The sequence below is a fragment of the Tatumella sp. UBA2305 genome (genome assembly GCF_002345795.1).
Lineage (GTDB): Bacteria > Pseudomonadota > Gammaproteobacteria > Enterobacterales > Enterobacteriaceae > Tatumella > Tatumella morbirosei.
Window position 1 is genome coordinate 62,234 of the sequence record NZ_DDVT01000023.1, and the last position, 25,128, is coordinate 87,361.

Below are 25,128 nucleotides of genomic sequence, written 5' to 3' on the forward strand. Positions count from 1 at the left end.
AGAATGAGTTCAGACCATCTTTTACTCTAGCGACCACGAGCAAATTCCCGGTAAGCCGCTATCAGCTGCAGAAAATCCTCCAGACCGCAGAACGATAGCGATTCCTGATCGTAGTAAGCCATCCCTTCTTCTAATTCATCGGTGTCAAAAGAAAGAAGATTAGCGCCAATCATCACCTCTTCCGCATCCAGCCACAGCGTGTATTCCTTGCCGGTTTTCTGCCACTGATTTTCGGTGCCTTTCAGCGCCATTGAAGCCGCAACAACTTCATCCAGTATAGCCATATCACCCTGAACTTCTTCATTAAACCAGTGCCCCACAGCCTCATGATCCATCGACATTCTGACGATGACATTGCCGGTGACATCATTGACAAACTGGTATTCCACATTGGACTCCTTACTGCAACGGCCTGTCTTCAGACTCTTTCTGCTGACAGAGAATCAGCATAGTGTAACCAAATAACCGAATGCCGGACACTACCGGCAAAAAGTCCCCTTTCCTGCCTACCGAAAAAATGATGCGAAGAAGAATATAAAAAAAGCACAGCGGATGCTGTGCTTCAGGTTATTCAGAAATAACGTTTAAAAATCAGACAGCGCTCTGAAAAATGACACCATCGGCTTTTTCTGTGTACTGAGAAAGGCGGTCAAAGTTCAGGTAACGATAAGTATCGCTGGCTGTTTTATCCACCTGAGCCATATAGTGTTGATACTCTTCCGGGGTTGGTAATTTGCCCAACAGAGAGGATACCGCTGCCAGTTCAGCGGACGCCAGATAAACATTGGCTCCGTTCCCTAAACGGTTAGGGAAGTTACGGGTAGAGGTAGAGACTACCGTTGCACCATCCGCTACGCGTGCCTGGTTACCCATACACAATGAACAGCCCGGAATTTCTATTCTGGCCCCACTCTTACCAAAGACGCTGTAGTAGCCCTCTTCAGTTAACTGAGCAGCATCCATTTTCGTCGGTGGAGCCACCCACAGACGTGTTGGTAACTGACCTTTCTGGCTGTCCAGTAATTTCCCGGCCGCACGGAAATGCCCGATGTTAGTCATACAGGAACCAATAAACACTTCGTCAATTTTGGTTCCCTGAACATCAGAGAGCAGTCTGGCATCATCCGGATCATTGGGTGCACACAGGATTGGCTGAGTAATTTCATCCAGATTAATGTCGATCACAGCTGCGTATTCAGCATCAGCATCGCCTTCAAGCAGTTGCGGATCGGCAAGCCATTTTTCCATTCCCTGGATACGACGTTCGATGGTACGACGGTCACCGTAGCCTTCGGAAATCATCCATTTAAGCAGCACAATATTCGAATTCAGATATTCGATAATCGGTGCTTTATCCAGTTTAATGGTACAGCCTGCGGCTGAACGTTCTGCTGAAGCATCGGAAAGTTCAAAAGCCTGTTCAGCCTTGAGATCCGGCAAACCTTCAATTTCCAAAATACGGCCGGAGAAGATGTTTTTCTTACCTTTCTTCTCAACCGTCAACAGGCCCTGCTTAATAGCATACAGCGGAATAGCGTGGACCAGATCACGTAAGGTGATACCTGGCTGCATTTTGCCGCTAAACCGCACCAGTACCGATTCCGGCATATCCAGTGGCATCACACCGGTGGCCGCAGCAAAAGCAACCAGACCGGAACCTGCCGGGAATGAAATACCGATCGGGAAACGGGTATGAGAATCTCCGCCGGTACCCACGGTATCCGGTAATAACATACGGTTTAACCAGCTATGGATAATACCGTCGCCCGGACGCAGCGAAACCCCGCCACGGTTCATAATAAAATCAGGCAGAGAGTGCTGCATCGCAACGTCTACCGGCTTAGGATAAGCTGCAGTATGACAGAAAGACTGCATCACCAAATCAGCAGAAAAGCCCAGACACGCCAGGTCTTTCAGTTCATCACGGGTCATCGGGCCAGTAGTATCCTGCGAACCGACAGAAGTCATTTTAGGTTCACAGTATTCACCCGGCCGAATACCTGCAACACCGCACGCACGTCCGACCATTTTTTGTGCCAGAGAGAAACCACGACTACTTTTCTCAACATCTTTGGCTTTACGGAAGACATCGCTGTGTGGCAAACCCAGTGATTCACGGGCACGGGCAGTCAGACCCCGGCCAATAATCAGCGGGATCCTTCCTCCGGCACGCACTTCATCCAGCAGAACATCGGTTTTCAGTTCAAACTTATCCAGCAGTTCATCAGTGTCGTGACGACGCACTTCGCCTTTGTAGGGATAAACGTCGATAACGTCACCCATATTCAGTTGGCTGACATCGAGTTCAATGGGCAGCGCACCAGCATCCTCCATGGTGTTGAAGAAGATAGGAGCGATTTTACCGCCCAGAACCAGACCTCCGCCCTTTTTATTGGGGACATAAGGGATATCTTCACCCATAAACCACAACACAGAGTTGGTCGCTGACTTACGGGAAGAACCGGTACCGACCACATCTCCGGTATAAACCAGTGGGAAACCTTTGCTTTGCAGTGCTTCAATTTGTTTAATCGGGCCGATATTGCCGGCATCATCCGGTTCAATACCTTCGCGGGCAATTTTCAGCATCGCCAGAGCATGAAGTGGGATATCCGGACGCGACCAGGCATCGGGTGCAGGTGACAGATCATCGGTGTTAGTTTCACCGGTCACCTTGAATACCGTCAGAGTGATTTTTTCTGCCAGTTCCGGACGGGACAGATACCATTCGGCATCGGCCCAGGATTGTAATACTTGCTGAGCATAGTGGTTTCCGGCCTTCGCTTTCTCTTCCACATCGTAGAAGTTATCAAACATCAGCAGAGTATGAGATAACGCTTTTGCCGCACCTGTAGCCAGTTTCTCGTTATCGAGAGCCTCAATCAGTGGCTGAATATTATAGCCACCCTGCATGGTACCCAGCAGTTCGATCGCTTTTTCAGGGTTGACCAGTGGGGAGGTCGCTTCACCTTTGGCAATGGCGGCCAGAAAGCCGGCCTTAACATAGGCGGCTTCATCAACACCAGGGGGAACACGGTTTATCAGTAAGTCTGTCAGGAATTCTTCTTCACCCGTTGGTGGGTTTTTCAGCAGTTCAACCAGTGCTGCCATCTGAGTTGCATCTAAGGGTTTTGGTACAATTCCCTGGGCAGCACGTTCGGCAACGTGCTTACGGTATTCTTCTAGCACGACGTTCTCCTCACTCACATTGTATTGGCTTCCGGGCCCCCGACTCACCACTTGATATTGTTCTATGCAGGGTTACGGTGTCCGGTTCCGCCTTGACAGCATATCAGGAACCCGCCTGATTGTTAATCCGTTTACAAAAAATCAACATATCCATGCAGAGCCCTTTGCTGAGCTAAAACCTGGCTAATAAATTGATAATAATAGAATTATTCTAATACGCACTATGTTCCCGGAAATATAACGACAAACTATAACCGGTAACCCACCTGGCGACTGTGAGCTTGTGCGCCCCTCCACCAGATAAAAATTCCGATGGTTGATTTATGGTTTAAGTTACCCGTTTACCGGCAAGAATAAAAACCTTATATTTTGTCCGTCTTTCATCACAGGAAACTCCCTTGAACAGTTACCGAACCAACAAGGGCAGATAAAATTATTGTCTGCCTAAACCGGCAGACAGCGAGCTACAAATGATGCCCCGCTTGTCTTATTTTTTGCAACAGACGCGAGGCCACTCACAATGATTACCCATACTCTTTTCCCTCCGGGTGAGCCCTTCAGGCACACATCCCGATAGTCCTTGTTTTTATTTCAACTTTGCACATCCGTACAGTGAATGAAGGAGCCCAAAATGGATGATGACCCGACCAGGCAACGTTACACGCGTTGCAGGGGTATTCCTGCCTGAACCCCAAAAAATCTGCAACGCATCTCTATAACTGACTGCCTGTATCGCTGTGAAGCGCGCATGGCGGTAAAAAAATGGACCCAAAGAGATGACTCAGATTATCAACTCCTCTCTGCCGTTGCAGGGAAAAAAACAACCACAACAGCAAAATGACTGGCTGATTACCCGGCATATTGCGACCAGCACAGAAACCACCCTGCAACTACTGAATGCCTCCATTGGCGGTCTCACCTCGCAGCAGGTGACTGAACGTCAGGCAACATTTGGTCCCAATGAAATTGCCACCAAAAAAGCCCCTTCTGCATTACTGCAGTGGATTCTGGCGTTTAATAATCCATTTATTTACGTGCTGATGGCATTAGCAGCAGTCAGTTTCATTACTGATTACTGGATTCCACGCCGTTCAGGAGATACGCCTGACCTCACCGGTGTCATCATCATGAGTTGCATGATTCTGTTCAGCACCCTGTTACGTTTTATTCAGGAGTTCAGAACCAATAAGGCAGCTGATGCGCTGAATTCACTGGTTGAAGTGACTACCACTGTCCGTCGCCGCAATGCGCAAAACCAGCCACTGGAAACCAGGATACCCCGACATCAGTTAGTACCGGGAGATATTGTCCTGTTGAGTGCCGGAGACATTATTTCTGCCGATATGCGGTTGCTGGAAAGCTCTTCATTACAGCTGAATCAGTCAGCACTGACCGGAGAGACTCTGCCGGTGGAAAAACACGCCAGGCTGACGGAGGAAGAAAAGCTGTCAGCAGTCAGTGAACATGCTTTGCTGCACCAACCTGCCATTGTGCTGATGAGTACCAGTGTACTCAGTGGCTCTGCCACTGCCGTGGTGGTTGCCACGGGGAAACAGAGTTGGTTTGGTTCACTGGCGGGTAACATTGCCGGCGAGGCGCCAAAATCGTCTTTCGATAAAGGTGTCAACAGTGTCAGTTGGTTGTTGATTCGCTTTATGGTGCTGATGGTGCCTGTTGTCTTTCTAATCAACGGGTTTACCAAAGGTGAGTGGACAGAAGCACTGTTCTTCTCTTTGGCGGTTGCCGTCGGTCTCACCCCTGAGATGTTGCCAATGATTGTCAGTACCAATCTGGCTAAAGGAGCGATGGCTCTGGCTGCTCATCAGGTGGTGGTGAAAAAGATTAATGCGATTCAGAATCTCGGGGCAATGACCGTTCTTTGTACTGATAAAACAGGGACTCTGACTGACGATAATATAGTCCTCGAGCAGGCTCTCAACCTGCAGGGGGAGGAAGATCCCCGGGTAGCTGAAATGGCCTGGCTGAACAGCCATTTTCAGCAGGGAATTGATAACCCGATGGATCGGGCAATTAATCGCTTTGCGAATGCTCATGGTATGGCCAGACGTCTGATGCATGTCCGTAAAGCTGACGAATTACCTTTCGACTTCACTCGTCGCTGTCTGTCAGTTTCCGTTTATGATGACCATGGCCGCCAGCAGCTGATCTGCAAAGGGGCCAGCGAAGAGATGCTGGCCCGCTGTCAGCGCGTGCTCACCGGAGACCGGGAAACTGAGATCACCCCTGAATTAAACCGCCAACTGCGTGATAAAATTGCCGGTTATAACCGTGAAGGTTACCGTGTACTGCTACTGGGTCGTAAAACGCTGGAGACGACAGAGTCACTGCGCCGCCTGAATTACAACGACGAGCAAAACCTGACTCTGTGTGGTGTCCTGCTGTTTCTTGACCCGGTAAAACGTGGTGCCGATATCGCATTACGCGCCCTGAAAGAGCACGGCGTGCTGGTCAAAGTACTGACCGGTGATAATGCAGAAGTCACCGAAAAAATCTGCGGAGAACTGGGACTGGAAGGCGGGCACCCGCTGCAGGGACCAGAGATTGCTGAGATGGATGATGACACTCTGCAACAAAAGCTGGCAAGTCATACCATTTTTTCCCGGCTGACCCCCTCTGATAAAACCCGGATTGTGACTCTGCTCCAGGCTGGCGGAGAAACTGTTGGCTTCCTGGGGGACGGTATTAATGATGCTGCGGCATTGCATGCTGCTGATGTCGGGATCTCTGTAGATAATGCTACTCAGATTGCGCAAAACGCAGCTGATATAATCCTGCTGGAGAAAGATTTGCAGGTGCTGGAAAAAGGAGTGCGAATCGGTCGTCAGACTTTCGGCAATATTATTAAATATCTGAACATTACCGCCAGCTCAAATTTTGGCAATGTATTTTCAGTATTGATTGCCAGCGCATTTATCCCTTTTATGCCGATGCTGGCGATTCAGTTACTGCTGCAGAACCTGATTTATGACGTATCACAGATGGTATTACCCTGGGATGCAATGGATGAAGAGTTTGTCGCTAAACCCCGGCAATGGGATGCGGGCAATATCGGCCGGTTTATGCTGTTTTTTGGTCCGGTCTCCTCAGTATTCGATGTGGCAACTTTTGCCCTGATGTGGCATGTTTTTGCGGCTCACAGCAGTGAAAGTCAGTCTCTTTTTCAGTCAGGGTGGTTTGTAGAAGGGTTATTGTCACAGACGCTGGTAGTACATATGCTCAGAACCCGCAAAGTACCATTTTTGCAGAGTTGTGCCCGCTGGCCGGTATTACTGAGTACTCTGGTCGTCGTGGTGATCGGCATTGCATTGCCCTACTCTCCACTGGCCGTTAATTTTCACTTACAGGCTTTACCCCTCAGCTATTTCCCGTGGCTGTTGCTTATTCTGGCAGGTTACTGCCTGCTGAGTCAGACAATGAAGCAACTCTATAGCCGCCGGTTTGGTCAGTGGTTTTAATTTCCCGGCAATAAACAAAAACGGCTCCGCAGGGAGCCGTTTTTCGCTGTTATCCGAAAATTATTTTTTCTTAGCTTTCGGATTAGGCAGGTCGGTAATACTACCTTCGTAAATTTCTGCCGCGAGACCAACGGATTCATGCAGCGTCGGGTGAGCGTGAATAGTCAGTGCGATATCTTCTGCATCACAGCCCATTTCGATCGCCAGACCGATTTCACCCAGCAGTTCACCGCCATTCGTCCCGACAATAGCCCCACCAATAACACGGTGTGACTCTTTGTCGAAAATCAGTTTGGTCATACCGTCTGCACAATCAGAGGCAATCGCACGCCCTGAAGCTGCCCATGGGAAGACTGAGGTTTCATAACTGATACCCTTCTCTTTGGCTTCTTTTTCGGTCAGACCCACCCAGGCAACTTCCGGCTCGGTATAAGCGATAGAAGGAATCACTTTAGGATCGAAATAGTGTTTCTTACCAGAGATGACTTCAGCTGCGACATGGCCTTCATGTACACCTTTGTGTGCCAGCATTGGCTGACCGACAATATCACCAATCGCATAAATATGCGGTACGTTGGTACGCATTTGCTTATCAACCTGAATGAACCCGCGATCATCCACTTCGACTCCCGCTTTACCGGCATCCAGGTTTTTACCGTTAGGTACCCGTCCGATGGCCACCAACACAGCATCATAACGCTGTGGTTCTGCCGGGGCATTTTTGCCTTCCATCGAGACATAAATACCATCTTCTTTGGCTTCGACTTTAGTGACTTTCGTTTCCAGCATCAGTTTGAACTGTTTGCTGATACGTTTAGTGAATGCTTTCACTACGTCTTTGTCTGCGGCAGGAATCACCTGATCAAACATCTCTACGACATCAATCTGTGAGCCCAGCGCATGGTAAACCGTCCCCATTTCCAGACCGATAATTCCCCCGCCCATGACCAGCAGACGCTCAGGGACAGTTTTTAGTTCCAGTGCGTCTGTAGAATCCCAGACACGCGGGTCATCATGAGGGATAAAAGGTAATTTCACCGGACGTGAGCCGGCAGCAATAATCGCGTTATCAAAGTTAATCGTCGTCGTGCCGTCTTCACCTTCAACTACCAGGCTATTGGCTCCGGTAAATTTACCCAGCCCGTTGACCACGGTAACTTTACGACCTTTCGCCATACCGGCCAGGCCGCCGGTCAGCTGGTTAATGACTTTCTCTTTCCAGGTACGGACTTTATCAATATCAGTTTGTGGCTGACCGAAGACAATACCGTGAGCTTCCAGCGCTTTGGCTTCTTCAATCACTTTCGCCACATGCAACAGCGCTTTGGAAGGGATACAACCCACATTGAGACAAACACCACCCAGAGTGCTGTAGCGTTCAACCAGTACTGTCTCTAATCCTAAATCGGCACAACGGAAAGCCGCAGAGTAACCTGCAGGGCCCGCTCCAAGTACCACGACCTGGGTTTTAATCTCTGTACTCATCATGACCTCTTAGTTAACTATCCGGCGGTCCGACGCCAGTTGTTATCAGTGATAACCTTCAGCTAGCCACCGGGACGCGTTTAGCGCAAGAGTTTACAGAATTGTTAATAAACTGCAAACGGCTTTATCTGAACAGAAAAACGACTTTTCAGGTACCAGCACATCCCTATCAGGCAGGGCCGGCTGAGCCCAAAAAAACAACCTGTCATTCTGCGTTAATAGCAATAAGGCCGGTCTTCACCGGCCTTATCCATCCTGCTTTACATCACCAGGCGACGAATATCTGACAGCACCTGATTAATGTAAGTGATAAACCGTGCGCCATCGGCACCATCAATGACCCGGTGGTCGAAGGACAGTGATAATGGCAGCATCAGGCGTGGGGTAAACTCTTTACCATTCCATACCGGTTTCATCGCAGATTTAGAGACACCAAGAATGGCCACCTCTGGTGCGTTGACAATCGGCGTGAAGGACGTGGTTCCCAGCCCGCCAAGGCTGGAGATAGTAAAACACCCTCCCTGCATATCACCGGAGGTCAGCTTACCGCCGCGGGCTTTTTTAGAAACTTCCATCAATTCGCGTGATAACTCGATAATGCCTTTTTTGTTAACATCGCGGAATACCGGAACTACCAGACCGTTTGGCGTATCAACTGCCACACCGATATTAATGTATTTTTTCAGCGTTAAACGTTGCGCATCTTCAGAAATTGAACTGTTAAAACGCGGGAAGGCTTCCAGCGCTTTAGCCACAGCTTTCATGATAAATACCACCGGAGTGATTTTCACATCCAGTTTCTGCTTCTCAGCGTCCACGTTTTGCTGCTTACGGAACGCTTCCAGCTCGGTGATATCTGTTTCATCGAAATGGGTGACATGCGGAATCATCATCCAGTTACGGCTCAGGTTAGCCCCTGACAGTTTCTGAATACGCCCCAACTCAACTTCTTCGATGTCGCCAAACTTGCTGAAATCAACTTTAGGCCACGGCAACATTCCACTGATACCCGCCGCCGCCGGGGCTTCTGCTCGTTTCACTGCATCTTTGACATAGGCCTGTACGTCTTCACGCAGGATACGATTCTTACGACCTGTGCCTTTGACTTTCGCCAGATTGACACCAAATTCACGGGCCAGGCGGCGAATCACCGGAGTGGCATGGACATAGGCGTCATTTTCGGCAAACTCATTTTTCGCCGCCGGAGCCGGAGTGGCAGATTTCGCTGCCGCCGGTGCCGCCGGTTTTTCTGAGGCCGGTGCCGGCGCTGCAGCAGGAGCCGCTGGCTGAGCCGGAGCTGCTGCACCCGCCACTTCAAACACCATGATCAGTGAGCCGGTGCTGACTTTATCTCCGGTCGCGATTTTGATCTCTTTGACTGTCCCGGCAAACGGTGCCGGAACTTCCATAGAGGCCTTATCACCTTCAACCGTGATCAGCGACTGCTCAGCGGCTACTTTGTCGCCCACTTTGACCATGACTTCGGTGACTTCAACTTCATCACCACCGATATCCGGTACCTGAACTTCTTTATCCTGAGCGGCAGCAGGTGCCGCTGCAACAGGCTGAGCAGTAGGTGCGGCTGGCGTTGCCTGAGTTCCCGCTTCAGTAGTCTCGAAAATCATAATCAGTGAACCGGTGCTGACTTTATCCCCGGTCGCCACTTTGATCTCTTTCACTTTACCGGCGAATGGTGCAGGCACTTCCATCGAAGCTTTATCGCCCTCAACGGTAATAAGAGACTGCTCGGCTTCAACGGTATCTCCCGCTTTCACCAGAATCTCAGTGATTTCGACTTCATCCCCACCAATGTCCGGAACGTTCACTTCACGCACTGCACTGCTGGTAGCAGGAGCCGCCGCAGGTGCAGCTTCAGCCTGAGGTGCTTCCGTTTTGTTTTCTGCGGCCGCATCAGCAGATTCAAACACCATAATCAGTGAGCCCGTCTCAACTTTGTCACCGACCGCAACTTTGATTTCTTTGATCACCCCTGCCTGAGGTGAAGGCACTTCCATAGAGGCCTTGTCACCTTCTACAGTGATCAGTGACTGTTCGGTTTCAACCTTATCACCCACTTTGACCAGAATTTCGGTCACTTCAACTTCATCGGAACCGATATCCGGAACTTTGATTTCAATAGACATCAATCATTACCTCTTAGGCCAGACGCGGGTTGACTTTATCCGCATGGATATCAAATTTGCGGATAGCTTCAGCCACCACATTTTTATCAATCTCACCGCGTTTCGCCAGTTCACCCAGTGCAGCCACCACCACATAAGAAGCATCAACTTCGAAATGATGACGCAGATTCTCACGACTGTCAGAACGACCAAAACCATCGGTCCCCAGCACGCGATAATCACTGGCAGGAATGTAGTTACGTACCTGCTCGGCAAACAGTTTCATGTAGTCGGTAGACGCGACTGCCGGTGCTTCATTCATCACCTGAGCAATATACGGTACGCGAGGCTCTTCGGTAGGATGCAGCATATTCCAGCGCTCACAGTCCTGACCGTCCCGGGCCAGTTCTGTAAACGAAGTCACACTGTACACATCAGAACCGACACCGTAATCTTTCGCCAGGATCTCTGCGGCTTCACGTACATGGCGTAGAATTGACCCTGAACCCAGCAACTGCACCTTACCTTTGCTGCCTGCAACGCTGTCCAGTTTGTAGATACCTTTACGAATGCCCTCTTCAGCACCTTCTGGCATCGCCGGCATATGGTAGTTTTCGTTCAGCGTCGTGATGTAGTAATAGACATTTTCCTGAGACTCACCGTACATACGCTCCAGGCCATCATGCATGATCACTGCCACTTCATAGGCATAAGCAGGATCGTAAGAGATACAGTTAGGAATAGTCAGAGACTGAATATGACTGTGACCATCTTCATGCTGCAACCCTTCACCATTCAGTGTGGTTCGTCCGGAGGTACCGCCAACCAGGAAGCCACGCGCCTGCTGATCGCCTGCCGCCCAGCACAAATCCCCGATACGCTGGAATCCAAACATCGAGTAGTAGATATAGAACGGGATCATTGGCAGATTGTTAGTACTGTACGAGGTGGCAGCAGCCAGCCAGGAAGCCCCGGCACCCAGTTCATTAATCCCTTCCTGCAGAATCTGACCTTTTTCGTCTTCTTTATAGTAAGCCACCTGTTCACGGTCCTGAGGGGTATATTGCTGACCATTAGGACTGTAAATACCGATCTGCCGGAACAAACCTTCCATACCAAAAGTACGGGCTTCATCTGCAAGGATAGGGACCAGACGATCTTTGATTGACGCATTTTTCAGCATGACGTTCAGAGCACGGACGAATGCAATGGTGGTTGAGATCTCTTTATTCTGTTCTTCCAGCAGAGATTTGAACTCATCCAGTGCCGGAATATCCAGTTTTTCACTGAATTTTTCCTGACGACTCGGCAGATAGCCACCCAGTTTTTCACGCTGAGCATGCAGGTAGTTATACTCTTCTGAGCCTTTCTCAAAGGTCACATAAGGCAGTTTTTCGATCTGATCATCGCTGACTGGTACATTGAAACGATCACGGATATAACGCACGCCATCCATGTTCATTTTTTTCACCTGGTGAGCGATGTTTTTACCTTCTGCCGTTTCCCCCATCCCGTAACCTTTAATGGTATGGGCAAGGATCACTACTGGTTTATCTTTAGTCTCCTGCGCTTTTTTCAGTGCAGCATAGACTTTCTTCGGATCGTGACCACCACGGTTCAGGGACCAGATTTCATCATCGGTCATGTCTTTGACCAATGCAGCGGTTTCCGGATATTTACCAAAGAAGTGCTCACGAACATAAGCACCATTTTTAGATTTAAAGGTCTGGTAATCACCGTCAACGGTTTCATTCATCAGTTGGATCAGCTTACCGCTGGTATCTTTACGCAGCAGTTCGTCCCAGCGCCCTCCCCAAATCACCTTAATCACTTCCCAGCCGGCACCCGCGAAGATACCTTCCAGCTCGTTGATTATTTTACCGTTACCTGTCACCGGGCCATCCAGACGTTGCAGGTTACAGTTAATGATAAATACCAGGTTATCCAGTTTTTCACGGGTAGCAATGGTAATCGCACCTTTGGATTCCGGCTCATCCATCTCGCCATCACCCAGGAACGCGTAAACGGTTTGCGCTGACGTTTTCTTCAGCTCACGGTGTTCCAGGTATTTCAGGAACTTCGCCTGATAAATTGCGGCCAGCGGCCCCAATCCCATAGAGACGGTAGGGAACTGCCAGAAATCCGGCATCAGTTTTGGATGCGGGTAAGACGACAACCCTTTACCATGAACTTCCTGACGGAAGTTATTCATCTGGTCTTCGGTCAGACGACCTTCGAGGAAAGCACGGGAGTAAATTCCAGGAGAGATATGCCCCTGGAAGTAAACCAGGTCGCCACCATCCTGCTCAGTGCGTGCACGGAAGAAGTGGTTAAAACATACTTCGTAAATGGTCGCTGACGACTGGAAGGACGACATGTGTCCACCCAGTTCTAAATCTTTTTTAGAGGCATGCAGTACTGCCATAATAGCATTCCAGCGAATGGCTGAACGAATGCGTCGCTCCAGTGACTGATTCCCCGGATATTCCGGTTCATCTTCAACGGCAATAGTATTGATATAGTTGTGCGCCGTCGCACCGGCAGCAACATTCACACCACCTTTGCGTGCAGCGTCCAGTACCTGATCAATTAAGTACTGAGCACGTTCAACACCTTCTTCACGGATGACCGATTCGAGCGCCTGTAGCCAGTCGCGGGTTTCAATCGGATCCACGTCATTAGGTAAACGTTCTGACATGGGGCTATTCCTTATCTGTGTCTATTTCGTTGAGTTTTCATAAGAATATCTGACCGGCAATATTTCAGGGTACAGCGCCGCCGATAAACCTGTCTTTTATTGCACACCGAATGTGCTTAATCCTTGCGTTGCTGAAGACGCCTTAAAGAACGTTCCCGCCGGCTTTGTTCCCGGCTTCTGTCCAGCAATATTTCCTCAATGAACGCCAGGTGTGAGTTTGATTCTTCACGGGCTTTTTCCGGCTCACGTGCAATAATCGCCTCAAAAATTCTGGCGCGGTGCCCGCTCACTTTCGCTAACATATCGCGGCTTAAGTACAGTATTTCAAAATTTTCCCGGACATTCTGCTCAAGTAACGGCCCCATTGCACGAACCAAATGCAGTAACACAGCATTATGGGCGGCTTCGGTGACGGTTATTTGATATTTAATGACGGCACTAGCCTCGAGATCAAGGTTACCGCTGTCCTGGGCCAGCCGAATCCGCAAATAATATTCCTGAATTCGCTGCAAGTCTTCGTCGGTTCCCCGCAGGGCAGCATAATACGCGGCAATACCTTCCAGCGCATGCCGTGTTTCCAGAAAATCAAACCGGGATTCCGATGAGTTAGCCAGCAGTCCAACCAGGGGATCGCTGACGCTGTGCCACAATTCATTTTGCACGAAGGTTCCTCCCCCCTGACGCCGTGACAACAAACCTCTGGCTTCCAGGCGTTGAATAGCTTCGCGCACCGAAGGGCGTGATACGTCAAACTGGCGGGCAAGTTCACGTTCCGGAGGAAGTTGTTCCCCGGGGCACAGTGAACCTTCCATGATAAGTGTCGCCAACTGCTGCTCTATGGCATCAGAGAGCTTGGGTTGTCGGATTTTGCTATATGCCATCGCGAAGTATTCGTGAGTTCCTTGTCCATGAACCGGATAATTGGTATGACCAATTTGCGAAATACGGCGGTAAAGTAACAAACTATTTACCAGGTGTCTATAATCCCCGATCGCGTTTTCTGAAGGAGCAAATGCAATTATTCACTGTTTTTGTCCTGCCATTCAGATGAGTATGTGGCAACTGTTCAGATAGCCCGCAACAGCCCTGTGGATATTTTTGTTTGAAAACAATCAGCTCCCTGCAATTCTATTGTCGGCCGATCTGTCGATGGCCGGCAGAGGTATATCATATTTTCCGCACTAAACAACAAAAGTCTGGTGCAATACAGACAACTTATCTCTATTCTGATGCGCGGACTGATTTGGTGCTCTCACCGCGAGTCACAGGGTAAAAATAATAATCATAGTCATATAAATAGCGGCATTCGACACTGTGAATAGTCGCTCTGTTCATCATCACGAGGTTTGTATGGAAAAACAGCAAGAGGACACACTGAAGAGAGGGTTGAAAAACCGTCATATTCAGTTGATCGCTCTGGGGGGTGCCATTGGGACTGGCCTGTTTCTTGGGATTGCTCAAACGATTAAAATGGCCGGACCCTCGGTACTTCTGGGATATGCCATCGGCGGATTTATTGCATTTATGATTATGCGCCAACTGGGAGAGATGGTGGTTGAAGAACCGGTAGCCGGTTCTTTCAGCCACTTTGCCTATAAATACTGGGGCAGTTTTGCCGGATTTGCTTCTGGCTGGAATTACTGGGTGCTCTATGTGCTGGTGGCCATGGCAGAACTCACCGCGGTAGGCGTATATATCCAGTACTGGTGGCCTGAAGTCCCGACCTGGGTATCTGCCGCGATCTTCTTCGTGCTGATCAACGTCATCAACCTGACAAATGTCAAAATTTACGGTGAGATGGAATTCTGGTTTTCTATCATTAAAGTCGCCGCCGTGGTGGGTATGATCATTTTCGGCGGCTGGATGCTGTTCAGCGGTAGTGGCGCGCCGGGCGCATCTGTGACGAATATCTGGCAGGTAGGCGGATTTTTCCCACATGGAATTACCGGGCTTGTGATGTCACTGGCCGTCATTATGTTTTCCTTTGGTGGACTGGAACTGGTAGGGATTACAGCGGCAGAGGCCGACAATCCTGAAATCAGTATTCCGAAAGCCACCAATCAGGTTATCTACCGTATCCTGATTTTTTATATTGGCTCCCTGACTATCCTGCTGTCTCTTTATCCGTGGACTAAGGTCGTTGAAGGTGGTAGTCCGTTTGTCATGATTTTCCATGAACTGGGCGACAGTCTGGTGGCTAATGCCCTGAATGTCGTTATCCTGACTGCGGCATTATCGGTATATAACAGTTGCGTATACAGTAACAGTCGGATGTTGTACGGTCTGGCCAAACAAGGCAACGGGCCGCGTTCCTTGCTAAAAGTGGACCGTCGTGGTGTTCCTTATGTGGCATTGGGTCTGTCGGCACTAGCCACCGCCATTGGTGTATTAATTAACTACCTGATGCCAGCAGAAGCCTTTGGCCTGCTGATGTCTCTGGTGGTATCTGCGCTGGTGATCAACTGGGCGATGATAAGCCTGGCTCACCTGAAATTCCGCAAAGCCAAAGATAAACAAGGGGTGGTCACCCGTTTCCCGTCACTGTTCTATCCACTGGGCAACTGGATATGCCTGCTGTTTATGCTGGCCATTCTGGTCATCATGGTGATGACCCCGGGTATGGCTATCTCTGTGTGGCTGATTCCGGTCTGGCTGGTAATTCTGGCTATCGGTTACCGGTTCACCCGCAAAAATCAGGCGGCCTGATACAGATCGGAAAAGATAAAATGATAAACAAAAACGGGCGCAGTTCTCACTGCGCCCGTTTTTTTACGATGATAAATCCCTACCCCGGTTACAACAACGTCCCGGTAATCGTGAGTAATGCCACGACAACTACCAGCACCAGGGTAATTCTTTTCGCCAGCGCCACTGCAATACGTGGTTTTTCGACTTTATCAGTGCAGGGGTCACGCTCCAGTGAAAACTGAGCCAGTTGTGTCAGAACCTGATAAGGCTTGTGGCGAACATCTGACATAAACCTGAACCATGCCGGTAAAGCTTTTTCACCGTGGCCTAGGAGCGCATAGGCTAACCCTGCCAGACGCACCGGAATCCAGTCGATGACAAACAGCAACCGGTCGACACCTGATTGTTCACGCTCTGCCGCCGTATTATTGGCTGCCAGCCAGCCCTGCCAGGCGCGTAAAAAACCATAGCCCATCAGCGTTACCGGTCCCCAGGGACCACCGACCACGAACCAGAACAATGGTGCGAGGTAAAAGCGATAGTTAATCCACAACAGTGCGTTTTGCAGTTCCCGCAGATATACGCGTTCGTTGGCAGTATCCGGCAAACCGTGGATCATACTTAACTCTTCTGCCATTGCCTGATGAGCAACATTATCATCATGGCTGGCAGACTTCAGATAAGCATGGTAGTGCCGACGAGTCACCCCGGCACCAATGCACAGAACTCCGACAACAACCCATAATAATAAAGAGGCAATACCAAATAATATTCCTTTTAAGCTGAGTACCAGTACCAGAGTGATTAACATGGCCAGAATGACCATTCCGCCGGTTCGCACCATCGAGAAATGCGTTTGTCCGCGAAACACCGGTCTCAGGCGGTGCTCAAGCTGCCAGTGCTCACCGAGCTTAAATAAACGTTCCCAGCCGAGAACCATTAACAAACTAAATAACGTCATACTTTCCAGCCTTTCTCTTCATTTATTCCGGTTTACTTATTTGTCATGGCGAGCAATTTCTGCCGGTAATAGTACCAGTCGAATGCCTCTCCCGGGTCCGTTTTCCTGCCGGGTGCGATATCACTGTGCCCGGTAATATGTTCACTCTTAATCGGATAACAATTCATCAGGGTACGGGTTAGCTGACAGAGTGCCTGATACTGCTGTTCGGTATAGGGAAGAGTATCGGTTCCTTCCAGTTCGATACCGACAGAGAAATCATTACAATTACTAAGCCCCTGGTAACAGGACTGACCGGCATGCCAGGCCCGTTTATCAAAAGCCACATACTGGACAATTTCTCCGTCACGGCGAATAAGACAATGCGCAGCGACTTTGAGCTCAGCAATATCTTTGAAATAGGGATCTGCTTGTGGGTCAAGGCAGCCGGTAAAAAGCTGATCAATCCAGGGCCCGCCGAATTTCCCCGGCGGCAGGCTGATATTATGTACCACCAGTAACCAGGGGCTGGTATCTTCAGGACGCTCATTAAAATGCTCTGAAGGTACCTTTCTTGCCTCTGTCAGCCAGCCTGATTCTATTTTCATACCTGTGCCGTTTCCCCGCCTGAATTTGAGAATATCATAAATACTGGCATGATATTGTTTCCTGATAATACAGACCAGTATTCTGTGTTTATTGTGGTTATTCCGATGCTTAACCTGATACTCAACTGGTTACTCTATTCAACTGGTGGTGTGTTGCGCTTCAGGCTACAGTATTTATTCCCGCCATAAAAGGAGCAAACCGCCTTATGCCGATTAGCCATTACGCCGCAGAACACTGTCGCCAACTCTTACTGGAACGAATTCAGACAGAAATTCCTGAGTCTGTTCAGTTAGCACTGAAAAATGCGCACCCCGCCCCTACCCTGTCAGGCGTTAAACCCGGACACGCCATTATTGTCTGCAAGGAAACCGGTATTTTCTGCGGGAAAGACTGGGCAGATGAGGTATTCAGACAGTTGGATACCAGTATCAATGTGCAATGGCAAGTCAACGATGCGGATACCATTCAGGCCGGGCAAACACTGGCAACCCTCAGCGGTCCTGCGTCAGCATTACTGGTGGCAGAGAGTGTAGTTGTCCATTTTTTGCAAAATTTTTCCGGCGTTGCCACGCAAATTAATGCGTTCGCTCAACAGCTTGTCGGGTCGGGGACCCGCTTAATCGACAGTCTGGGGAATACTCCCGGCACTAACAGTCTGAAATATGCCCTGCTAACAGGGACGAAACAGTTTGGATGCATGGACTTTAGCGACATGATTCCGCTGCGGGAAAATCATATTATTGCCTGTGGTTCAGTATTAGAGGCAGTAGAAAATGCCCGCTGGATAGACCCGGATCGGCCAGTTGAAATTGAAGTAACGTCTCAACAACAGTTGTCAGAAGCGATCAGTGCTGAGGCTAATTTTATTTTGCTTAACGGCTTTACTCCGGCAGAGATCACCACCGCCGTCACCTTGACCAGAAAAAACTCAGCACAAACACATCTGGAAGCCGGGGGTAATATTGACGCGGTTGAACTTGCCACACTGCTGCAGACGGGTATCAGTTATGTCGCTGCAGACGCCCTGATTCGCCACCAGAGGTCTCTGAGTATATCGCTGCAATTTAAGACCTCCGATCGATAATTACAGGTTAACAGCGCAAAACGATTTTAAAGCCATCCCGCACAATTTATTGCAACGATGTAATATTCCGACAATCACGCAGAGTCCTTTCTCAGTGTGATTGTCGCGCGCATGAGTTGCTGGCATGACCACGTTATTCTCCCGACTCATTGCTAAGGAGGACAGCATGCATAACCAGCAAGGATTTACGCTGACAGAACTGATGATCGTTATTGCTATCATCGCCATCCTCAGTGCCATTGGATTACCGGCTTATCAGAACTACCTGCAGAAAGCCGCTATCACCGATATGCTGCAACTGATGATGCCTTATAAAACGGCGATTGAACTCTGTGCCATGGAAACAGGGAGCGTACAAAACTGTAATACAGAAACCTATGGTATTCCTGGCGAAAAGGGTTCCCGTTACACTGAAAAAGTAACCATCAGCAACGGGCAGATCACACTGAATGGGCTCGAGACACTGAAAGGCCTGCGTGTCCAACTTTTCCCGCACTGGGATCCTAAAAAGGGTGATTTACAGTGGTACAAGAAATGCCAGAGTGAAAATCGCTTATTACTCAATAACTGTCAGAGTCAGTTCAGATTCAGAGATCAGCCGGAGGATCTATGACATCTTTACCTCTGGACCTCCTCTGCCGCCAGCTCCCTGCCTGTATTATTTTCCGCGATCACCAACGTATGATACTGGCTGTGACTTCACAGCCCTCTGCGGAAGTTATCGAAACATTATGTTTTGCCAGCCAGTGCCAGGTGGAATTTGAGATCTGGCCAGAGGCCAGAATTGAAAGTCATCTCAGGAATCAGCCTTCCCATCTGACTCAGGAAGTTCCCGAATATGAAGCGCCAGGAGTTCCACAGATTGCCAGCCAACTATTGCATCTTGCCGTCAGGCAGCGGGCATCAGATATTCATCTTGAGCAAACTCAGCAGGGAACCGTCATCCGGCTACGCATTGATGGCTTACTACAACCTGCCAGTCTTCCCGGCTCCTGTACAGCTCAGGCACTGATCGCCAGGTTTAAGATTCTGGCAGGACTGGATATTGCCGAATCTCGCTTGCCTCAGGATGGTCAGTTATCACTTGAAATAAACGGAGAGAATCACAGCTTTCGTTTATCGACCTTACCAACAAGGCTCGGAGAAAAACTGGTACTCAGGCGGCTACAGTTACTTCCTGCAACTCTGGACCCACAACAGTTAGGACTAAGTGAGCATGATTTACGACAAGTTCTTGATGTGCTTAAACAGCCTCAGGGAATGATTCTGGTGACCGGGCCGACGGGAAGCGGAAAAACCTTTACCCTCTATAGTCTGCTGAACAAACTTAACTCCAGTGATAAAAATCTCAGTAGTGTTGAAGATCCTGTTGAAATGCCGCTCAATGGTATAAATCAGTCACAGATTAACAGCAAAGCAGGTCTGGATTTCGCCCGAATTTTACGGGCATTACTCCGTCAGGATCCTGATGTCATTATGATTGGCGAAATACGGGATAATGAAACCGCCGAAATAGCCGTTAAAGCCGCACAAACCGGGCACCTGGTTCTTTCCACACTGCATACCAATTCAACCCATGAAACACTTATTCGCCTGCGACAAATGGGCATAGCCGGCTATCTGCTCGCAGCCTCCCTCAAACTGGTTATTGCGCAGCGACTGGTTCGTAAACTCTGTTATCACTGCCGCAGAGTGTCAGCAACAGAGATAACACTTCCTGCGTCGTTTGGAGAACCCTGTTTAACACACTGGCTGCCTGTCGGCTGTGACCACTGCTTTTCGGGGTATTATGGTCGTATCGCATTATTTGAAATACTGACTGTACAGGGAGAGCTCCATCAGGCTATTGCCCGGGATGCCTCTGCAGAGGAGTTGAAGGCCATCACTATCCGCCAGGGGATGCAAACGTTATTCGTTGCCGGGCTGAATGCCGTCAGAGAGGGCCAAACGTCATGGGCTGAAGTGGTCAGGATAACCGGAGGACCTGGTGGATCATTCAATATTGTTTGACTGGCAAGCCGTAAATCGTCAGGGAGAATATTGTGCCGGTTCAACACTGGTCAGAACACGGCAGCAACTGGTCGATTTCATGCAGACTGAAGGTCTGGTGGCAACAGAGATCATCCGAAGGAAAACCTACTCAGCCCGTCACTGGCGCTGGCCAGAGAGGATACTGTTCTTCAGCCAGACGGGTACACTGTTACAGGCTGGCTTACCGCTGGCTGACGGTTTGAGTCTGCTGGCTGGCAGCCATCCGGCAAGACACTGGCGGTCAGTAATGCTGCAGTTGCAACAGCAAATACTTTCCGGACAATCATTTTCAGTAGCACTTCGGCAGTGGCCAGAAATTTTCCCGCCGGTCTGTATTTCACTGGTCAGTGCCGGAGAGCAGACCGGACAACTGGAATATTGCTGCATTAAACTGGCTCAGCAGCAGCAACGACAGTTACAGTTGAAACAGCAACTCTTCAAGGCCATGCGCTATCCACTGTTCATGCTGTTACTGACGGTGCTAATCAGTAGCGGGATGTTATTATGGGTTTTGCCAGAATTTGCCGCGATTTACCGTTCATCAAATACCCCGTTACCAGAATTCACCCGGCTGTTGATTTCGTTATCAGATAACCTGATAGCCATTTTGCCAGGAATTGTAGTGCTCTTAATCACCTTAATTTTCGGATGGCGAATCAAGCGACGAAGTAATCACGCATGGCAACTGACTGAACAACGCTTTATGTTGCGACTACCTCTGGCTGGAGTACTGTGGCAGTCCACCATCCTGGCACAGATATTCAGCGTACTGGCACTGACGCAACAGTCAGGGTTACCACTGAGGGAGGGACTTAAAATCACCGAAGAGCTTCAACATGGCATACTCTGGCAACAGGGGCTGGACAATCTCCGCATGCATATTGAACAAGGGCAATCCTTGTCATCAGGCTTAATTCAACAAGTGGGTTTCCCGCCACTCTGCTATATGCTGACCCGGTTAGGTGAACAGACTGGGACTCTGGACCACTTATTTGGCCGCCTGGCCGACTGGTACGAAACCCAGGCCAGCAGGACTACAGCAGACCTTACAGCATCCGTGGAACCTGTCATGTTACTCATTACCGGAATCATTACCGGCAGCATTTTAGTGGCAATGTATTTACCCATGTTCAGTCTGGGTGAGGCCCTGTTATAGCGATGCGCTCCGGGACCTTAGCACTGGTGAGGCTTTGTTGTTGCAGTCAAAAATTTTTCTGGTAAAGAGACTGGCAAAAAATGAGGGCTCAGCCTTTCAAAAACATCCGATAAAGCTGTCCCTGTCGTAATCAGTCAGCCCACAGGGAAATGAAAACCAGCAACATTAGCACCGACTGGCCTGAACTCCCCCTTGCTGAGATCACAGACCCATTCAGTTTCTGCCAGATTCAACAGCAGCCTGCAGACAGGTTAAACACGCAGGCTGCCCGGTCATTACTCCTGACCGTTATAGGTCCGGTTTTCCTGCTCTGCCACTCTGATAAAGGTAGTACGCTTAGTCAGTTCCTTTAACCGTTCCGCTCCCACATAAGTACAAGCGGAACGTAAGCCTCCCAGGATATCCCTGACTGTCGGCTCAACAGGCCCCCGCAACGGCAAGCGAACAGTCTTGCCTTCTGCGGCACGATACTCTGCGACACTGCCTGAATGGCGTTTCATTGCGGATTCCGAACTCATGCCATAAAACAACATATAAGAGTGACCATTCTCTTCCACAATGGTGCCTTCACATTCATCATGGCCGGCCAGCATCCCCCCGAGCATAACAAAATCACCACCCCCCCCGAACGCTTTAGCAACATCTCCAGGCACACTGCAGCCGCCATCACTGACTATCTGTCCACCCAGCCCGTGAGCGGCGTCTGCACATTCAATCACGGCAGATAACTGGGGGTAACCCACGCCGGTTTTCACCCTGGTGGTACACACTGACCCCGGCCCAATACCGACTTTGACAATATCGGCTCCCGTGAGGATCAGCTCTTCCACCATTTCACCAGTGACCACATTGCCGGCACAAATTGTCTTATCCGGGAAGGCTTCCCGGGCACGCTGTAGAAAATTAACAAAGTGTTCTGAGTAACCATTCGCCACATCGATACAGATAAAATTCAGCCCGGACGACAGTGCCAGTATTTGTTTCAACTTCCCGAAATCAGCAGCTGATGTTCCGGTAGATACCATCACATGACTGAGCACCTTTTCCGGAGTATCCTGCAAGAATTGCTGCCACTGTTCAACACTGTAGTGTTTATGGACTGCGGTTAGCATCCCAAAATCAGCCAGCGCCGTTGCCATCTGAAAAGTTCCGACAGTGTCCATATTGGCAGCAATCACCGGCACCCCGGACCAGTTCAGTCCGGAGTGTTTAAAGGTAAAATCCCTGCTAAGTTCAACCTGCGAGCGGCTTTGGAGTGTAGAGCGCTTCGGCCGGATCAGGACATCCTTGAATCCCAGTTTGATATCTTCTTCAATACGCATAATTTAGTCCGTTCCTGTTACAGTGAGACATCGTATGTTCCTTCCAGTGTTATCATACGCTGCAATAAAGCAACAACAAGGCTGCGTTTTTGGTTTTTATTGAGCTACAATTCGCTTATTCAGACTGAGATAATTTTCGACATCCGTAAGTTACTCTGCATTTTGATTCGCCCGCTTACTGTCAGGATATATGCAATATGCCTTATGTTGTTGCGCTAACCGGAGGTATTGGTAGCGGCAAAACCACTATCGCAGAGATGTTCGCCCGGTTAGGGGTGAAAATTGTCGATGCAGACATTATTGCCCGTCAGGTCGTCGAACCCGGCTCACCGGCTCTTAGCGAAATCCGCATTCACTTTGGTCCACAGGCCTTATTGCCTGAAGGAAATCTAAACCGGAGCTGGCTACGGCAGCGAATTTTTGCTGATCCCGGCAGTAAGCAATGGCTGAATGGTCTGTTGCATCCATTGATTCAGCAACAGACACAACAATTGATCAACGAAATTACCGACGACTGGTGCCTTTGGGTCGTGCCACTTCTCACAGAAAATGGTCTGCAAGACCGGGCAGACCGGGTGCTGGTAGTCGATATCGATGAAGAAACACAGATTCGGCGCACCATGGCCAGAGATAATATTACGCGTCAGCAGGCCGCTGACATTCTGACGGCTCAGGCCAGCCGGCAATCTCGCTTACAGATTGCCGATGATGTGATTGATAATTCCGGCTCACCGGATGAACAGCAGCAGGTCGTGGCAATGCTACACCAACGCTATCAGTTACTGGCGTCAGCAAAAAAAGGATCGGTACCATGAGCTCTGTTGTGCTGTTTGAATATCCGTTAAATGAAAAGATGCGTACCTGGTTGAGAATTGAGTATCTCATGCAGCAATTGAGCGGGAGTATGCCGGTCAGTGATCCGGTCTCCGCTTTGAGTTTTTTCCGTGGTATCGGCGATTTACTGGATATTTTCGATCGCGGCGATATGCGGGCAGATCTCGTCAAAGAGCTGGATCGTCAGCAATTGAAACTGCAAAGCTGGCTGAGTGTCAGCGGGGTCGACACTCTCAGGGTGACAGAACTACTGCAGCAGTTGAAAGGCCAGTCAGCGCGACTGATGACAGCGCCTCGTATGGGACAACAACTGCGCGAAGACCGGTTTATCAGTCAGGTCCGGCAGCGTCTGAGCATCCCCGGCGGATGTTGTAGTTTTGACCTGCCTGCCCTGCATGTATGGCTAAACCTGCCGGAAGATGAACGCCAGGCCCAGGTCACAGAATGGTATACTACCCTGGAACCACTGCGTGAAAGCCTGACTTCAGTCCTGGAACTTATCCGCCAGTCCGGGAATTTTCAGCCCCAAACAAGCCTGAATGGTTTTTTCCAGGATACTGCCGAGGATGCCGATTTACTCAGGTTGAAGGTGGATAACAGCACTGCGCTTTACCCGCAGATTTCCGGTCATAAAAATCGTTACGCCATCCGTTTTTTACCGATGGACACTGGCGGCGGAGAAATACCGTCCCGGTTACAGTTTGAACTCGCATGTTGTTAAGAGGAATGTATGCAGGAAGAGATCGTCACAGTTCAATGCCCTACTTGCAAAAAAGATGTCATCTGGAATGAGCTCAGTCCATGGCGGCCGTTTTGTTCAAAACGTTGCCAGATGATCGATTTGGGTGAGTGGGCCGCTGAGGAAAAACGTATCCCGGTGGATGATAAACTTTCTGAAGACGAAGAGTGGAGCGGAGAATAACCCAGCCCACAGACAGGGGCTGGATGCCATCGCATTGCCCCTCTCAGGATTACAGCTCGCCGGCAACCAGTTTGCCAACCAGTTGATGATTAGCCGGCGGGAATTCGTCTGCCTGAAGATCCTGCTGTGCTACCCAGCGCTGTGGCTGCCCTTCTTTCCCCCAGGGTTCGCCGTTCCACTGTTCAACAATAAAAAAGTGCAGGCTGACCCGGACATTATCATAGGTGTGGTCAGCACTCCCGGCCGGTTGTGCAGAAATCACTTCAATGCCAGTTTCTTCCATAAGTTCACGCTTCAGCGCCTGCTCAGCAGTTTCACCTTGTTCAATTTTTCCGCCAGGAAACTCCCATTTGTTTGCCATATGTGAAGTCGACGAACGTTGGGCGAGGAAAATCCCCCGCGCAGGATCCCGAATAATACCTACCGCTACCTGAAGATGTTTCATTGATTACCTTAATATTCGTTGTTTGCCGGAAATAAAATCCCGATGTCATGACAATTCTGTAGTGATACCCGGGAATAACGGCCAATAAAAAGGTCCATGTCACCATGAACCTTCTTCTTATGAGTC

General features: G+C 49.5%; 19 protein-coding genes. 9 read left to right on the plus strand and 10 right to left on the minus strand.

Features of this window, described 5'->3' with window-relative positions:
- Positions 1-26: 26 nt before the first annotated feature.
- Both B3Z23_RS16030 and acnB read right to left on the minus strand, forming a co-directional pair.
- A complete protein-coding gene (locus B3Z23_RS16030; protein ID WP_294912158.1) occupies positions 27-389 on the minus strand; it encodes a YacL family protein in 363 nt (120 codons plus the stop codon).
- A gap of 202 nt (positions 390-591) precedes the next feature.
- Positions 592-3,189 (minus strand): bifunctional aconitate hydratase 2/2-methylisocitrate dehydratase, encoded by a 2,598-nt coding sequence (acnB, locus tag B3Z23_RS16035; protein ID WP_294912159.1) that lies wholly within the window; start codon positions 3,187-3,189, stop codon positions 592-594.
- A gap of 776 nt (positions 3,190-3,965) precedes the next feature.
- Between acnB and mgtA the strand changes: the two genes are divergently transcribed.
- On the plus strand, positions 3,966-6,665 hold the full coding sequence (gene mgtA, locus B3Z23_RS16040) for a magnesium-translocating P-type ATPase (RefSeq protein WP_294912160.1): 2,700 nt from the start codon (positions 3,966-3,968) through the stop codon (positions 6,663-6,665).
- Between the two features lie 60 nt (positions 6,666-6,725).
- Here the strand turns inward: mgtA and lpdA are convergent, their stop codons facing one another.
- The 4 genes from lpdA to pdhR form a co-directional block, all read right to left on the minus strand.
- Positions 6,726-8,150: a dihydrolipoyl dehydrogenase gene (lpdA, locus tag B3Z23_RS16045; protein ID WP_294912161.1), complete on the minus strand. Its 1,425-nt coding sequence runs from the start codon at positions 8,148-8,150 to the stop codon at positions 6,726-6,728.
- Positions 8,151-8,410: 260 nt separating this feature from the next.
- Entirely contained in the window at positions 8,411-10,294 is a 1,884-nt protein-coding gene (aceF, locus tag B3Z23_RS16050) for a pyruvate dehydrogenase complex dihydrolipoyllysine-residue acetyltransferase (protein WP_294912162.1), read from the minus strand.
- A gap of 13 nt (positions 10,295-10,307) precedes the next feature.
- A complete protein-coding gene (gene aceE / locus B3Z23_RS16055; protein WP_294912163.1) occupies positions 10,308-12,971 on the minus strand; it encodes a pyruvate dehydrogenase (acetyl-transferring), homodimeric type in 2,664 nt (887 codons plus the stop codon).
- A 116-nt stretch (positions 12,972-13,087) separates the two neighbouring features.
- On the minus strand, positions 13,088-13,852 hold the full coding sequence (pdhR, locus tag B3Z23_RS16060; protein WP_294912352.1) for a pyruvate dehydrogenase complex transcriptional repressor PdhR: 765 nt from the start codon (positions 13,850-13,852) through the stop codon (positions 13,088-13,090).
- A 469-nt stretch (positions 13,853-14,321) separates the two neighbouring features.
- On the opposite strand from pdhR, the gene aroP reads away from it, so the two are divergent.
- Complete coding sequence (gene aroP, locus B3Z23_RS16065) at positions 14,322-15,677, plus strand: aromatic amino acid transporter AroP (RefSeq protein WP_294912164.1); 1,356 nt, start codon at positions 14,322-14,324, stop codon at positions 15,675-15,677.
- 88 nt (positions 15,678-15,765) lie between these two features.
- On the opposite strand, the gene ampE is transcribed toward aroP, so the two are convergent.
- Positions 15,766-16,620 carry a beta-lactamase regulator AmpE gene (ampE, locus tag B3Z23_RS16070; protein ID WP_294912166.1) on the minus strand — a complete coding sequence of 285 codons (855 nt, stop codon included), beginning with the start codon at positions 16,618-16,620 and terminating at the stop codon, positions 15,766-15,768.
- Between the two features lie 32 nt (positions 16,621-16,652).
- Positions 16,653-17,207, minus strand: a complete 555-nt coding sequence (gene ampD / locus B3Z23_RS16075) for a 1,6-anhydro-N-acetylmuramyl-L-alanine amidase AmpD (RefSeq protein ID WP_294912168.1) — start codon at positions 17,205-17,207, stop codon at positions 16,653-16,655.
- Positions 17,208-17,413: 206 nt separating this feature from the next.
- Between ampD and B3Z23_RS16080 the strand changes: the two genes are divergently transcribed.
- From B3Z23_RS16080 to hofC, 4 genes are all read left to right on the plus strand, one after another.
- Entirely contained in the window at positions 17,414-18,292 is an 879-nt protein-coding gene (locus B3Z23_RS16080; protein WP_294912169.1) for a nicotinate-nucleotide diphosphorylase, read from the plus strand.
- A gap of 166 nt (positions 18,293-18,458) precedes the next feature.
- The gene (ppdD, locus tag B3Z23_RS16085) at positions 18,459-18,905 is read left to right on the plus strand and encodes a prepilin peptidase-dependent pilin (protein WP_294912354.1); all 447 of its coding nucleotides are present in this window, start codon (positions 18,459-18,461) and stop codon (positions 18,903-18,905) included.
- Positions 18,902-20,302 (plus strand): type II secretion system protein GspE, encoded by a 1,401-nt coding sequence (gene gspE / locus B3Z23_RS16090; protein ID WP_294912170.1) that lies wholly within the window; start codon positions 18,902-18,904, stop codon positions 20,300-20,302. The genes ppdD and gspE overlap by 4 nt, the downstream gene beginning before the upstream one ends.
- The gene (gene hofC / locus B3Z23_RS16095) at positions 20,280-21,479 is read left to right on the plus strand and encodes a protein transport protein HofC (protein WP_294912171.1); all 1,200 of its coding nucleotides are present in this window, start codon (positions 20,280-20,282) and stop codon (positions 21,477-21,479) included. Before gspE ends, hofC begins: the two co-directional genes overlap by 23 nt.
- Positions 21,480-21,754: 275 nt before the next feature.
- Here the strand turns inward: hofC and B3Z23_RS16100 are convergent, their stop codons facing one another.
- Positions 21,755-22,801 carry a GMP reductase gene (locus B3Z23_RS16100; protein WP_294912172.1) on the minus strand — a complete coding sequence of 349 codons (1,047 nt, stop codon included), beginning with the start codon at positions 22,799-22,801 and terminating at the stop codon, positions 21,755-21,757.
- Between the two features lie 197 nt (positions 22,802-22,998).
- Here B3Z23_RS16100 and coaE point away from each other — a divergent pair, with 197 nt between their 5' ends.
- From coaE to yacG, 3 genes are read left to right on the plus strand one after another with little or no spacing between them, the layout of a single operon-like run.
- A complete protein-coding gene (gene coaE / locus B3Z23_RS16105) occupies positions 22,999-23,616 on the plus strand; it encodes a dephospho-CoA kinase (protein ID WP_294912174.1) in 618 nt (205 codons plus the stop codon).
- Positions 23,613-24,356: a cell division protein ZapD gene (gene zapD / locus B3Z23_RS16110; RefSeq protein ID WP_294912176.1), complete on the plus strand. Its 744-nt coding sequence runs from the start codon at positions 23,613-23,615 to the stop codon at positions 24,354-24,356. Before coaE ends, zapD begins: the two co-directional genes overlap by 4 nt.
- A gap of 9 nt (positions 24,357-24,365) precedes the next feature.
- Entirely contained in the window at positions 24,366-24,557 is a 192-nt protein-coding gene (gene yacG / locus B3Z23_RS16115) for a DNA gyrase inhibitor YacG (RefSeq protein WP_294912177.1), read from the plus strand.
- A 49-nt stretch (positions 24,558-24,606) separates the two neighbouring features.
- Here yacG and mutT read toward each other — a convergent pair whose 3' ends face one another.
- Positions 24,607-25,002: an 8-oxo-dGTP diphosphatase MutT gene (gene mutT / locus B3Z23_RS16120; protein ID WP_294912179.1), complete on the minus strand. Its 396-nt coding sequence runs from the start codon at positions 25,000-25,002 to the stop codon at positions 24,607-24,609.
- Positions 25,003-25,128: the final 126 nt, after the last annotated feature.